This window comes from Pseudomonas sp. NFACC04-2, from assembly GCF_900119265.1.
Classification (GTDB): domain Bacteria; phylum Pseudomonadota; class Gammaproteobacteria; order Pseudomonadales; family Pseudomonadaceae; genus Aquipseudomonas; species Aquipseudomonas fluorescens_AA.
Map to the genome: position 1 here is coordinate 1 of NZ_FPJC01000031.1, position 13,097 is coordinate 13,097.

Annotated in this window: 9 protein-coding genes and 1 pseudogene; 4 read left to right on the top strand and 6 right to left on the bottom strand. The window is 61.1% G+C overall.

Annotated elements, in window-relative coordinates; translation table 11 throughout:
- From BT125_RS26320 to yjiA, 3 genes and pseudogenes are all read left to right on the top strand, one after another.
- Positions 1 to 389 (top strand): annotated as a pseudogene (locus BT125_RS26320) (carbon starvation protein A); the annotation flags it as partial.
- Between the two features lie 15 nt (positions 390 to 404).
- Positions 405 to 602: a YbdD/YjiX family protein gene (locus BT125_RS26325; RefSeq protein ID WP_003182142.1), complete on the top strand. Its 198-nt coding sequence runs from the start codon at positions 405 to 407 to the stop codon at positions 600 to 602.
- A gap of 284 nt (positions 603 to 886) precedes the next feature.
- Positions 887 to 1,855, top strand: a complete 969-nt coding sequence (yjiA, locus tag BT125_RS26330) for a GTPase (protein WP_072411862.1) — start codon at positions 887 to 889, stop codon at positions 1,853 to 1,855.
- On the opposite strand, the gene BT125_RS26335 is transcribed toward yjiA, so the two are convergent.
- From BT125_RS26335 to BT125_RS26360, 6 genes are all read right to left on the bottom strand, one after another.
- Positions 1,847 to 2,560, bottom strand: coding sequence for a GntR family transcriptional regulator (locus tag BT125_RS26335; protein ID WP_072411864.1), 714 nt, complete (start codon positions 2,558 to 2,560; stop codon positions 1,847 to 1,849). The two genes, yjiA and BT125_RS26335, sit on opposite strands and share 9 nt — an antisense overlap.
- A 22-nt stretch (positions 2,561 to 2,582) precedes the next feature.
- Positions 2,583 to 3,287, bottom strand: coding sequence for a FadR/GntR family transcriptional regulator (locus BT125_RS26340; RefSeq protein WP_072411866.1), 705 nt, complete (start codon positions 3,285 to 3,287; stop codon positions 2,583 to 2,585).
- Between the two features lie 59 nt (positions 3,288 to 3,346).
- Positions 3,347 to 4,660 (bottom strand): C4-dicarboxylate transporter DctA, encoded by a 1,314-nt coding sequence (locus BT125_RS26345; RefSeq protein ID WP_072411868.1) that lies wholly within the window; start codon positions 4,658 to 4,660, stop codon positions 3,347 to 3,349.
- 340 nt (positions 4,661 to 5,000) lie between these two features.
- Complete coding sequence (locus BT125_RS26350) at positions 5,001 to 5,531, bottom strand: hypothetical protein (protein ID WP_072411870.1); 531 nt, start codon at positions 5,529 to 5,531, stop codon at positions 5,001 to 5,003.
- Between the two features lie 207 nt (positions 5,532 to 5,738).
- Positions 5,739 to 6,992: a serine hydroxymethyltransferase gene (gene glyA / locus BT125_RS26355; protein WP_060740543.1), complete on the bottom strand. Its 1,254-nt coding sequence runs from the start codon at positions 6,990 to 6,992 to the stop codon at positions 5,739 to 5,741.
- A gap of 220 nt (positions 6,993 to 7,212) precedes the next feature.
- On the bottom strand, positions 7,213 to 11,061 hold the full coding sequence (locus BT125_RS26360) for a sensor domain-containing protein (RefSeq protein WP_072411872.1): 3,849 nt from the start codon (positions 11,059 to 11,061) through the stop codon (positions 7,213 to 7,215).
- 271 nt (positions 11,062 to 11,332) lie between these two features.
- Here BT125_RS26360 and ettA point away from each other — a divergent pair, with 271 nt between their 5' ends.
- Positions 11,333 to 12,997 carry an energy-dependent translational throttle protein EttA gene (gene ettA / locus BT125_RS26365; protein ID WP_018601028.1) on the top strand — a complete coding sequence of 555 codons (1,665 nt, stop codon included), beginning with the start codon at positions 11,333 to 11,335 and terminating at the stop codon, positions 12,995 to 12,997.
- The last annotated feature ends 100 nt before the right edge of the window (positions 12,998 to 13,097 follow it).

The window sequence follows — 13,097 nt, forward strand, 5'->3', positions numbered from 1 at the left end:
CCCTGATGCTCGCCACCGTGGTGCTGATCAAGATGAAGCGCCAGCGCTACGTCTGGGTCACGCTGCTGCCGGCTTCCTGGCTGCTGATCTGCACCACCACCGCGGGCCTGATCAAGCTGTTCGACGCCAACCCGGCGATCGGCTTCCTGGCCCTGGCGCGCAAATACAACGATGCCCTGGCCGCCGGCCAGATCCTGGCCCCGGCCAAGAGCATCGAGCAGATGCAGCACGTGGTGTTTAATGCCTACACCAACGCGACGCTGACGGTGTTGTTCCTGTTCGTGGTCTTCAGCATCCTGTTCTACGCGCTCAAGGTCGGCATCGCCGCCTGGGGCACCAAGGAACGCACGGACAAAGAAGCGCCATTCCAGGCCCTGCCGGACGCTTGACAGAGGATTGCAACGATGTTCAATGACTTGAGTCGCCTGGGTAAATACCTCGGTCAGGCCGCCCGCCTGATGGTCGGCATGCCCGACTACGACAACTACGTCGAGCACATGCAAACCAAGCACCCGGACAAACCGATGATGGACTACGAGGCGTTCTTTCGTGAACGCCAGGAGGCCCGTTACGGTGGCAAGGGTGGGCCCAAGTGCTGTTGAATTGAGCTAAACCCAACCCCCTGTGGGAGCGGGCTTGCTCGCGAAGGCGTCGGGTCAGTCGCCATTGATGTGGCTGACACACCGCTTTCGCGAGCAAGCCCGCTCCCACAGTTGCTTTTGGGGTGGTCTCAGGATTTGCTTACGCCACAGATCCCCTTGTGGGAGCGGGCTTGCTCGCGATGGCGGAGCGTCAGTTAATGATAATGTCGACTGACCCGACGCCTTCGCGAGCAGGCTCGCTCCCACAAAATCGCTTTCCTTTTCAGGCATCAAGGAGATTCAGTTTGTCCTCTCCCATCCCGGTCACCATCCTCAGCGGCTTCCTCGGCGCCGGCAAGACCACGCTGTTGCGCCATCTGCTCAAGGCCGAGCACGGCCTGAAAATCGCCGTGATCGAGAATGAATTCAGCGATGCCGGCATCGACACCCAACTGTTGGGCGATGAGCCGGTGCAAGTCATGACCCTGGCCAACGGCTGCGTGTGCTGCACCATTCACACCGACCTGACCAAAGCCCTGTACCTGTTGCTCGAGCGGCTGGACAGTGGCGAGATCGCCTTCGACCGCCTGGTGATCGAATGCACCGGCCTGGCCGACCCGGCCCCGGTGGCGCAGACTTTCTTCATCGATGAGGACCTGCGCGAGCGCTACATCCTCGACGGGATCCTGACCCTGGTGGACGCGGCCCACGCCGATATCCACCTGACCCAGGCCATCGCCCAGGCCCAGGTCGGGTTTGCCGACCGCCTGCTCCTGAGCAAGACCGACCTGGTGGATGCCGCCCAGGTCCAGGCCCTTGGCGAGCGCCTGACGCGCATCAACCGACGGGCACCGATCAGGGTGGTTGAACACGGCCAGATCGACCTGGCCGAGTTGCTCGACATTCGCGGTTTCAATCTCAATGCGGACCTGGGCGCAGGGTTCAGCCTGCGCCCGGTGGGCAAGGCAACCCCGGGCGATCGCATCAGCAGCCTGGTGCTGCGCACCGACAAGGCCCTGGATATCGACAAGCTCAGCGAGTTCATGAACCAGTTGCTGGAAGAGCACGGCAAGCAATTGCTGCGCTACAAAGGCGTGCTGAACATCGCCGGCGAACCTCGCAGGCTGGTGTTCCAGGGTGTGCTCAAGCTGTACGGTTTCGATTGGGACACTGAATGGGCGCCCGGCGAAGCCCGGGAAAGCGTGATCGTGTTCATCGCCGACGAACTGCCCGAAGAGAAGATCCGCGCTGGCTTCGAAGCCGCGCTACTTTGACGATCCCGCGCCTGCGACCCGCAGCAGTTTTTGCTCCAGATGGTCCAGGTGCTCGTCCATCAGTCGCGCCGCTTCATTGACGTTGCGGCCTTCCACCGCGTCGACGATCGCCAAGTGTTCCTGCCAGGCGCAATGCCTGCGGTACTTGACCTCGTGGCGTGCCAGGGCCAACGAGGTCAAGGGTACCAGGCTGCCGAGGAATTGCATCAACGGCGCGTTGCCGGCCATGGCGGCCAGGTGCAAGTGAAACTCGCCGGACAGGCGTATCGCCGGGCCACGCTCGCCGCGGTCCAGGCACTGGCGCTCGTGCTCCACCAGATCGCGCAGGTGCTGCAAGTCCTTGGGTTGCGGCGCCTTGCAGGCCAGGCGCACCAGGGTCTCTTCTGCCAAGCGGCGAGCATGGAGGATCTGCCGCGTCTGCTCCAGATCCGGCGCGGCGACTTGTGGCCGGTGGTTGGGCCGCAATATCACCACTTGCTGATGGGACAGGCGCGCCAGGACGCGGCGAATGATGCTGCGGCTGACACCGAACACGTCCCCCAGGCTTTCCTCGGTGAAGCGGCTGGCCGGGGCAATGCGTTGTTCGAGGATGGCGTCGAAGATCCGCGGGTAGATATCGTCCACCGACGGTTTGCCGATCTGGCCGGGCAGGGGCAGGGCGGCGAGTACATTGCGGTTGTGTCGATGGGAAATGAGGGTGTCCATGGCGGTCTCCGCAGGCCCAGGCTCAAGTGCCGAGGTTGTCGTCCGGAATATTCAGTTCGATGCCCATGCGCTGGCCTTCCCGGAGAATGTGCCGACGCATTTCGGCGCTGGCCTGGGCGCTGTTCTTGCCACGAATGGCACGGACCACGGCTTCGTTCTCTTCCAGGCGTTCGGCCAGGTGCTCGGGTGAGTTGCGCAATACATCGGCGCTTTGCTTGAGGGCGTTGCTGGTCTGCTGGACCACGTTCTGGAAGATCGGGTTGGACGTCAGGGCAAACAGCTCTTCATGGAAAGCGATGTAGGCGTTGGCGCAGGCGTCGCTGTCGTTGGCTTCCAGGGCTTCGCGCATGTCCATGAGGGTCAGGCGCAACTGGCCGACATCCTTGCTGCTGATGGACTGGGCCACCAGGCCGACGATAAAGGGTTCCAGGGTGTAGCGCAGTTGCAATAGGTCTTCCAGGCTCGCGCCGACCATGGCACTGCCTTCGCTGACGGCATCGCCGGGATTGGCCTCCAGCACCACGACGCCTTTGCCGGGCATCGAGCGCACCAGGCCCAGGGTTTCCAGGACAATCACCGCCTCACGCAGGCTTGGCCGGCTGATGCCCAGTTGCTCGGCCAACTCGCGCTGGCCGGGCAGCATGTCGCCCGAGCGCCACTGGCCCCGGGCGAGGGCGGCGCGGAGTTTCTCCACCACGGAATTGACGACGGTCGATGAGCTGATCACATGTGACTCCTTGGAAATCAATCAGGCGATGCCGACTCTCGGGCCGGCATCGCCATTTTTCAGAATTGCTGGTGATGGGCACTGCCCACCGGTTTTCTGGGTTGGAAGGTATAGCCTTGTTGGCCGGACAGCACCTTGCGCGCCCGGGGGACGTCGATGTCTTTCTCCCAGCGGGCAATCGCCACGGTCGCCACACAGTTGCCGATCAGGTTGGTCAGGGCCCGGCCAATGCCCATGAACCAGTCCACGGCCAACACCAGGACCAGGCCGACCACCGGGATCGCCGGGATCGCGGTCAGCGTCGCCGCCAGGATCACCAGCGCCGAGCCGGGAATGCCGTGGGCGCCCTTGGACGTGATCAGGGATACCAGCAGGATGGTCAACAGATCGCTCAGGGCCAAGGGCGTACCGGTGGCGTTGGCAATAAAGACAATCGCCAGGGTCAGGTAGATGGAAAACCCGTCCAGGTTGAATGAGTAACCGGTTGGAATCACCAGGCCCACGGTGGAGCTGCCGATCCCTAGGTGTTCGAGCTTGCGCATGATCTGGGGCAGTACGGCATCGGACGAAGCGGTGCCGAGTACGATCAGCAGCTCTTCGCGCAGGTATTTGAGAAACGGCAGCATCGGCAGGCCCGACGCACGCATCACCAGACCAAGGATCAGCGTGACGAAGGCGATGCAGGTCAGGTAGAACAGGCCGACGAGGCTGCCCAGGTGCTGCAGCGAGTCCAGGCCATATTTGCTGGTGGTGAAGGCAATGGCCCCGAACACACCAATAGGGGCCAGGCGTACGATCATGCCCATGATGCGAAAGATCACATGGCTGAGTTCGTTGATCAGCCGCGAGATGCCGGAAGCGGCGTCACCGACGAGGTTCAGCGCACTGCCGAACAGCACGGCGAACAGCAGCACTTGCAGGATGTTGTTTTCCGCGAACGCTCCGATCACCGAATTCGGGATCAGGTTCATCAGGAACTGGGTGGTAGTGACCATGTGCTGGCCGCGTTGGGCGATATCGTTCACGTCCGCGCTGGAGAGCTGCTCCAGATGGATGTTCGCGCCGCTGCCAATGCCTGTGCTGAAGGCAAGGACCAGACCGATGACCAGGGCGATGGTGGTGAGGACTTCGAAGTAGATGACCGATTTGAGGCCGATGCGCCCGACTTTCTTGAGATCACCGGCGCCAGAGATGCCGCTGACCACCACGCAGAAAACGATTAGGCCGATGAGCATCTTGATCAGCTTGATGAAGCCGTCGCCAAGGGGTTTGAGCTGTGCGGAGTATTCGGGAAGGGTAAGCCCACAGACGATGCCAAGCACCAGTCCGAGGACAACTTGTAGGAAGATCGACCGCGAGCACCATTTGAGCATGGGAGGGATTCCTGGTTCGGTGTCCTTTTCGCCAGGCTGGCTGGCGTCGGGACTTCATTATTGTGGTCTTACCGGTTTGTCCAGTGCAGGCGCAGTCTAGGTGCTGTTTTCGGGGGTACGCAAGCCCGATGATGAGGATTTGGCTTGTCCGGTCTTACCAGTTGCGGTGTAAGCCCTGAGCTTGAGCCCTTTCTCGGCCCGAAAAAAATATCGCCAGATGTCTAAGTGGGTCAGTTAAGGAGAGAACCCAGGAGTGTGGCGAGGGAGCAAGCCCCCTCGCCACAGGGGGATAGATGGGTTATTCCTGCCTTGCATTAAAATGTTCTACGGGTACTTTTTCTCAGAGGACGCTCAGAATGAACGTCGCCTTTGACTGTTCTTTCGTCTCGGCAAGATAGAGATAAGGCGAGCCCCGCAGTCTTAATCCACCCACATGTTTTCTATCGGCTGTCATGAGTGAAATACGGCTGTGACCGGGTTTGATGGTTTCCGGCTTGAGGACATTCTGTTGAAAATCGATAAGGGTAAAAAATGTCGGCGTTTTAGTATTGGGATTTTGTGCGCCAAGTACTTCAAACCAACTTTTACTGAGCAGTTTGTTGTAGTGCTCGCCGGCGTTTTTTATGGTCAGCAGATAGCCACCCGCCGTGTGCCGGAAATGCAGTCGCAATGGCTCGCCGCGCGTCTTCGGGTCTTCGGCGCGCATGCCAAGCAGGTGTGAGTGGTCCTGGGTCTGGGGTTTGCCGGTATAAAATCCACCGCTGAAAGAACTGATGGTCGCCATCGCGGGTTTGCCATGCAGCCTTTCCAGTAGGTTGACGTGAGCGCTAAACATATCAAGTGTTGCATGAAAGGAATGTTCACTGTCCATGTGAATATTGACTCCTGTGATGGTTGATTAAGTTTGAGGTGAGGCGAATTGGATCTTATTGAGTTATTAGTCGCTTGTGGGGTTGTCTGTATTGCAGGACGTTAAATGCTGGCTGTCGTTAGTTGTTTGGTCGTATGTTTTGCATGCCAATAAAAAAGGCCCGCATCTTTCGATGCGGGCCTTCTTGGCTACGCGTTGGCGAGCTGATCAGGCGCCGTATACCGGCAGCTTCTTGCAGATAGCCTTGACCTTCTCACGCACAGCGTCGATGACCGCTTCGTTGTTCAGGTCCGCCAGGATGTCGCAGATCCAGCCGGCCAGTTCCTTGCACTCGGCTTCCTTGAAGCCGCGAGTGGTCACGGCCGGGGTGCCGAAGCGCAGGCCCGAAGTGACGAATGGGGAGCGTGGGTCGTTGGGTACCGAGTTCTTGTTCACGGTGATGAACGCCTTGCCCAGTGCCGCGTCAGCGTCTTTGCCGGAGATGTCCTGCTTGATCAGCGAGAGCAGGAACAGGTGGTTTTCAGTACCGCCGGACACCACATCGAAGCCGCGCTCGATGAACACGCCGGCCATGGCCTTGGCGTTCTTCACCACTTGTTGCTGGTAAGCCTTGAACTCAGGCTGCAGCGCTTCCTTGAAGCAGATTGCCTTGGCTGCGATCACGTGCTCCAGCGGGCCACCCTGGGCGCCCGGGAAGACGGCGGAGTTCAACTTCTTCTCGATGTCGGCATTGGCGCGAGCCAGGATCAGGCCGCCACGTGGACCGCGCAGGGTCTTGTGGGTGGTGGTGGTGACCACGTCGGCGAACGGCACCGGGTTCGGGTAGACGCCCGCGGCGACCAGGCCGGCCACGTGGGCCATGTCGACGAACAGGTAGGCACCGACCTTGTCGGCGATTGCACGGAAACGCGGGAAGTCGAGGATCTGCGAGTAAGCGGAGAAACCGGCCACGATCATTTTCGGCTTGTGCTCGAGGGCCAGGCGCTCGACTTCGTCGTAGTCGATCAGGCCGTTGCCATCGATACCGTACTGGATGGCGTTGTACAGCTTGCCGGAGGAGGAAACGCTGGCGCCGTGGGTCAGATGACCGCCATGGGCCAGGCTCATGCCCAGGATGGTGTCACCGGCCGACAGCAGTGCCAGGTACACGGCGGCGTTGGCTTGGGAACCGGCGTGCGGCTGGACGTTGGCGTAATCGGCGCCGAACAGTTCCTTGGCGCGGTCGATAGCCAGTTGCTCGACCACGTCGACATACTCGCAACCACCGTAGTAGCGCTTGCCCGGGTAACCTTCGGCGTACTTGTTGGTCAGTACCGAGCCTTGAGCTTCCATCACCGCGGGGCTGGTGTAGTTTTCCGAAGCGATCAGCTCAATGTGCTCTTCCTGGCGCTGAGCTTCTTGCTCCATGGCGGCAAAGAGATCGGCGTCGTACTTGGCAATAGTCAAATCACGGCTGAACATGGCGGTCCTCAAGGATCGGGGCAGAAAAGGGGGGCATTCTACCTCAACCGGTTTTGGAAGGCATATGAAAGGGCGTCATGTCGCGGACGAATGGGATTCACGCGCCATTCCGCGTCGCCTTGGCGGGCCCCATCGCGAGCAAGCTCGCTCCCACATTTGGACCTGTGTGCCTGTGGGAGCAGCTTGCTCGCGATGAGGCCACTACAGCCACCGAAGAACCTCAGTCGAGCATGAACAACGCATCATTGCTGAACTGCGCTTCGAACCGATTGGCCGGCATCGGCCGGCCGAACAGGTAGCCCTGGACTTCGTCGCAGCCGTGCTCGCGCAGGAAATCCAGCTGCTCGTGGGTCTCGACGCCCTCGGCGATCACCGCCAGGTTGAGGCTGTGGGCCATGGCGATGATTGCCCGGGCGATCTGCGCATCCTGCTCGCCGGACGGCAGGCCGTCGACGAAGGTACGGTCGATCTTCAGCACGTCGATGGGGAATTGCTTGAGGTAGTTGAGCGATGAATAACCGGTGCCGAAGTCATCGACAGCGATGCTCAGGCCCAGGTTTTTCAACCCGGCGAGGATCTGCATCGCCTCGCTGACTTCGCGCATCAGGATACTTTCCGTCAGTTCCAGCTCCAGGCAGGCCGGTGGCAGACCGGTGCTGCGCAGGATATTGGCGATGCGCGTGCCCAGCTGGCCATCGGAGAACTGTCGGGCCGAAATGTTGACCGAGACCTTCGGTACCCGGACCTTGGCCAGGTGCCAGGTCCTGAGTTGCCGGCAGGCTTCGGTGATGACCCAGTCACCGACGTCCACCACCAGCCCGAGCTCTTCGAGTACCGGGATGAAATCCCCTGGCGGCACCAAACCACGTCGCGGATGGCGCCAGCGCAGCAGGGCCTCGGCGCCGGTCAGACGTTTGCCATCGCCGCTGAACTGCGGCTGGTAATACAGCACGAACTCGTTCTGCTCCAAGGCGTGGCGCAGGTCGCTTTCCAGTTCCAGGCGCTCCAGGGCGCTGGCGTTCATGTCGGCCTGGTAGAACTGGAAGTTGTTCTTGCCACGCTCCTTGGCGTGATACATGGCCGTGTCGGCGTTCTTCATCAACTGGCTCAGTTCGTTGCCGTCCTGGGGGCTCAGGGCGATACCGATACTGGCGGTGACGAAAAACTCGCGGCCTTCGAGCACGAATGGCCGGACCAGGCTGGCGAGGATCTGCTCGGCCACAGTGATGGCCCGGTTCAGCGCCATTTCACGACTGACGCGGGGTTGCAGCAGCAGGGTGAACTCGTCGCCGCCCATGCGTGCCACGGTGTCGTCGTCGGCGACACAGCCGAGCAGGCGGGTGGCCATCTCCTTGAGCATCCGGTCGCCGGCGGCATGGCCCAGGGAGTCGTTGATCGGCTTGAAGCGGTCGAGGTCGAGGAACATGAGCACGACCCAGGTCTTTTGTCGTTCGGCCGATTGCAGCGCGGTGTGCAGGCGATCCTGGAACAGCGTGCGGTTGGGCAGGTGGGTCAGGGCGTCGTAATAGGCCAGGCGATGGATGCGCTGTTCGCTGGCCTTGCGTTCGCTGATGTCGCTGAAGAAGCACACATAGCTGGCCAAGTCGCCTTCATCGTCCAGCACCGCGGTGATGCCGACCCAGGCCGGGTAGTGTTCGCCATTGCGGCGCTTGAGCCAGACTTCGCCTTCCCAAGTGCTGTGCTGTTGCAACTGCTTGAGCACGTAGCGCAAGTGGGCTTCCTGTTGCTCGTCCACGGTCAGCATGTTGGGCAACTGGTCCAGCACTTGCGACACGGCATAACCACTGACACGACTGAAGGCTTCGTTGGCCTGGACAATGTAGCCGGCCGGGTCGGTGATCAGGATCGCCGAGGTCGAGTGCTCGAAGACCGTGGCGGCCATGCGCAGGTCTTTTTCGGCGCGACGCTGCTGGCTGATGTCGCGGCCAACGCCCAGCACGCCTTCGAACGCGCCGTGTTCATCCCACACCAGCACCAGCCGCAGCTCGATGGGGATCTTGCGCCCATCGGCGCGCAGGCAGTCGAACAGGAACAGCTGGGTCTGCATCTGGTTGCGCAGCTCGGCCAGTTGCTCGGGCTTGTCGAGGGCCTTGCTGACGCGGTCCATCAGGCTGTAGATGCCGGTCAGTTGTTGCGGATTGGCGATGATCGATTGCCAGCCGTTCTGGAAAATCCAGTCGGCGGCGTAGCCCAGCACCGCTTGCACCGACGGGCTGACATAGTTGAGCGAAAGCTTGTTGTCGGTGGAGAAGATCACGTCGCTGATGCTTTCGGCGAGCATTCGATAGCGTTGCTCGCTGTCGCGCAGCGATTCGCTGGCCTCGATCTGCTCGGTGACGTCCTTGGCCACGCCGATGATCCGGGTCACCTGGTCATGCCGGTCTCGGGCCAGGGCCTGTTCGCGAATGTCGAAACAGCGCCATTTGCCATTGCGATGGCGAAAGCGCAATTGGCATTGCAACAGCTGCGTGTACCCGCCCCGCCGTTGTTCCTGGCGCAGGTTGTGGTAGTGATCGGCGTCATCGCTGTGCAGCAGGATTTCCCAGAAGTACTCGCCCATCTGGTGCAGTTCGGTGCGGTCGTACCCCAGGGTCTGGCCCAGGTGATGGTTGCTGAAGATCATCCGCTGGCTGATGACATCCTGCACGTAGAGATGATCCGGAACGGTGCGCACCACGTCGGACCAGAAGCCTTCGCGTTCGAGCAGCGAGAGTTCGATCAGCTTGCGGCTGGTGATGTCGCTGATGCTCAGGATGACCGCGCTATAGTCGGGCTGTTTTTCCGGCAGGCGCAACACCAGCCACAGGTGCTGGTCGCGGCCATGGGCGTCCTGGAGCTTGATTTCCAGTTCCAGTTGCTTGTGTTGGTCGAGCAGCGCTTCGAGCAGTTTCGAGCCGATGGGGTTGTTGTCTGGTGTGCCCTTGCCGACCAGCAACTGCCAAGCCTGGGTACAGGAGTCGACGTTGAGCAGCTTCAACGCCATCTGGTTGACTTCGGTGACGTGAACTTCCTGGCGCAATTGTTCGAGTTGGTGAGCGGTTTGCAGCCAGGCGCGTAATTGATCGCCGTTGTGCAGGCCCGCCCGCTCAAAAAAGGCCTTGAGCCCCGACAGGTCCAGCACGCACAGGGCCACGCCGGTGCCTTCGAAAATATCCTGGTAACGCCGCCGACCTTCGTGCAATTGTCGCTGGCGCCGACGCATGTTCAAGAGCGCGATCACCGGCAACAACGAAAACGCCAGGCCCAGCAGGCACTTGCCGATGAAGGCCGGCAGCAGTTGCTCGATCACCTGGCGACGGTCGAACAACCCCCGCAGTTGCCAGTCGCTGCTGCTCAGGGGCACGGTCAGTACCGTGTTCTCCAGGTCATCCGGCGACAGATGGGTAGGGCTGCTCGAGGGCAGGCTCTCGTCGCGGCTGACGATCTGCTGGTTGAGGCGGTTTTCCACCAGCCACAGCGGGCGCAGCCCCACATCGGCCTGCTTGGTCAGGGTGGCGAAAAAATTCGGGGTCAGGCGCAGGGCCCAATAGCCACGGCTGCTGCCGCTGGCCTGGTGCAACAATAGATGCACCACGGAGCCGTCTTCGGCATTGCTGAAATAATGGGCCTGGGCCCGGCTGCGCCGCACCAGTTCACTCAGGTAGTCGGCGTCATGGCTGTCGGCGGCGCTGTCACTGAGCACCCGGCCAGAAGGGCTCAGCAGTGCCAGGCTGCGCAATTCGGGTAACGATTGCTGGAGTTTGCGAACCAGGGCCTGCTGTTCGTCGACACTTTGTGGCTGTTCGACGATCGGTAGCAGGTTGAGGGCGATTTGCGCGTTCAGGGCCATGTTCAGGCTGACTTGGGCGGCGAGATCGGCGGTGTAGTCGATGGTGTATTGGCGCTGTTGCTGTTGGGTTTCACGCAGTTGGTCAAGCAGTTGCCAGAACAGCAAGCCGAGCAACAGCAGCACCAGGGTGGCCAGCGCGCCCTTCAGTGTCCCGCGCAGGGGCGAGCCGGGCACGACAGCGGGTGCGCGTGGGGACAGGGGCGGAGTGACGTTGGACAAGCTGTAATCCTGCGGTTTGCTGGACTGGCGCGACGTGCACTATAAGCCGGACGCCCGAAGGGCGGCTAGCATGCCTTGACTTGTGGCAAAGTGCCAGCCCCTGGCGGCTGGACCTTGACCGACGGTTGAGGTAGCTTTGCCGGTCAAACAAGAGCGTTCCAGCTCCAGATTCCCAGGCTCTATCCGCCCGCAGGCATTGATGACCGTCAAGTGCCGGCGCCGCGCATGGCCTGGCTCGTTCTTTTCACCTGTCACTGACGCTAGGTTCACCATGGCTCAATACGTCTTCACCATGCATCGGCTGAGCAAAGTTGTTCCGCCGAAGCGGGAAATCCTGAAAAACATTTCATTGTCGTTCTTCCCCGGGGCCAAGATCGGCGTACTGGGTCTCAACGGCTCGGGTAAGTCCACGCTGCTGAAAATCATGGCCGGCGTCGATAACGAATTCGACGGTGAAGCCCGTCCGATGCCGGACCTGAACATCGGCTACCTGCCCCAGGAGCCTCAGCTGGACCCGAGCAAGACCGTGCGTGAAGTGGTCGAGGAAGCGGTCAGCGTGATCAAGGACGCCCAGGCGCGCCTCGACGAAGTCTATGCCGCCTACGCCGACCCGGATGCCGACTTCGACAAGCTGGCCGCTGAACAGGCCAAGCTCGAAGCGATCCTGCAGGCCAGCGACGGCCACAATCTGGATCGTCAGCTGGAAGTTGCCGCCGATGCACTGCGCCTGCCGGCCTGGGATGCGAAGGTCGAACACCTGTCCGGTGGTGAAAAGCGCCGCGTGGCCTTGTGCCGCCTGTTGCTGTCGGCCCCGGACATGCTGCTGCTCGACGAACCGACCAACCACTTGGACGCCGATTCCGTCGCTTGGCTCGAACACTTCCTGCATGACTTCCCTGGCACCGTGGTTGCGATCACGCACGACCGTTACTTCCTGGACAACGTCGCCGGCTGGATCCTGGAACTGGACCGCGGTGCAGGCATTCCGTACGAGGGCAACTATTCGGGCTGGCTGGAAGCCAAATCCGATCGTCTGGCCCAGGAGTCCAAGCAGCAGTCGGCCCATGAAAAAGCCATGAAGGAAGAACTGGAGTGGGTACGCAAAGGCGCCAAGGCCCGCCAGTCCAAATCCAAGGCACGTCTGCAACGCTTCGAGGAAATGCAGTCCCAGGAATTCCAGAAACGCAGCGAAACCAACGAGATCTACATCCCGGCCGGTCCGCGCCTGGGCGACAAGGTCATCGAGTTCAAGAACGTCACCAAGGGGTATGGCGACCGCGTGCTGATCGACAACTTGTCGTTCTCCATGCCCAAAGGCGCCATCGTCGGTGTGATCGGCGGTAACGGCGCGGGTAAATCCACGTTGTTCCGCATGCTGATGGGCAAGGAAACCCCGGATTCGGGCAGCATCGAAATCGGTGAAACCGTGCAGTTGGCCTGCGTCGACCAGAGCCGCGAAGATCTGGACGGCAGCAAGACCGTGTTCCAGCAGATCTCCGACGGTTCCGACCAGATCCGCATCGGCAACTATGAAATCCCGTCGCGCACTTATGTCGGTCGCTTCAACTTCAAAGGCGGCGACCAGCAGAAGTTCGTCAAGGACCTGTCCGGCGGTGAGCGCGGTCGCTTGCACCTGGCGTTGACCTTGAAGGAGGGCGGCAACGTCCTGCTGCTCGACGAACCGTCCAACGACCTCGACGTCGAAACCTTGCGTTCCCTGGAAGAAGCCTTGCTCGACTTCCCGGGCGCCGCCATTGTGATCTCCCACGATCGGTGGTTCCTCGACCGCGTGGCGACCCACATCCTGGCGTACGAAGACGACTCCCAAGCGGTATTCTTCGAAGGCAACTACACCGAGTACGAAGCCGATCGCAAGAAACGCCTCGGCGAAGCGGCCGCCCAGCCGCATCGTGTACGGCACAAGAAACTGGCCTGATTCGCGGTCAGTTGCAAAAAAACGGAGCCTTCGAAGGCTCCGTTTTCTTTGGCCACCGCAAATTCCCTGTGGGAGCGGGCTTGCTCGCGAAGGCGTCGGA

Excerpts from the sequence above, each read along its gene's own strand:
- BT125_RS26325 (WP_003182142.1), top strand. The coding sequence starts at position 405 with ATGTTCAATGACTTGAGTCGCCTGGGTAAATACCTCGGTCAGGCCGCC.
- BT125_RS26335 (WP_072411864.1), bottom strand. The coding sequence starts at position 2,560 with ATGGACACCCTCATTTCCCATCGACACAACCGCAATGTACTCGCCGCC.
- BT125_RS26345 (WP_072411868.1), bottom strand. The coding sequence starts at position 4,660 with ATGCTCAAATGGTGCTCGCGGTCGATCTTCCTACAAGTTGTCCTCGGA.
- BT125_RS26350 (WP_072411870.1), bottom strand. The coding sequence starts at position 5,531 with ATGGACAGTGAACATTCCTTTCATGCAACACTTGATATGTTTAGCGCT.
- glyA (WP_060740543.1), bottom strand. The coding sequence starts at position 6,992 with ATGTTCAGCCGTGATTTGACTATTGCCAAGTACGACGCCGATCTCTTT.
- ettA (WP_018601028.1), top strand. The coding sequence starts at position 11,333 with ATGGCTCAATACGTCTTCACCATGCATCGGCTGAGCAAAGTTGTTCCG.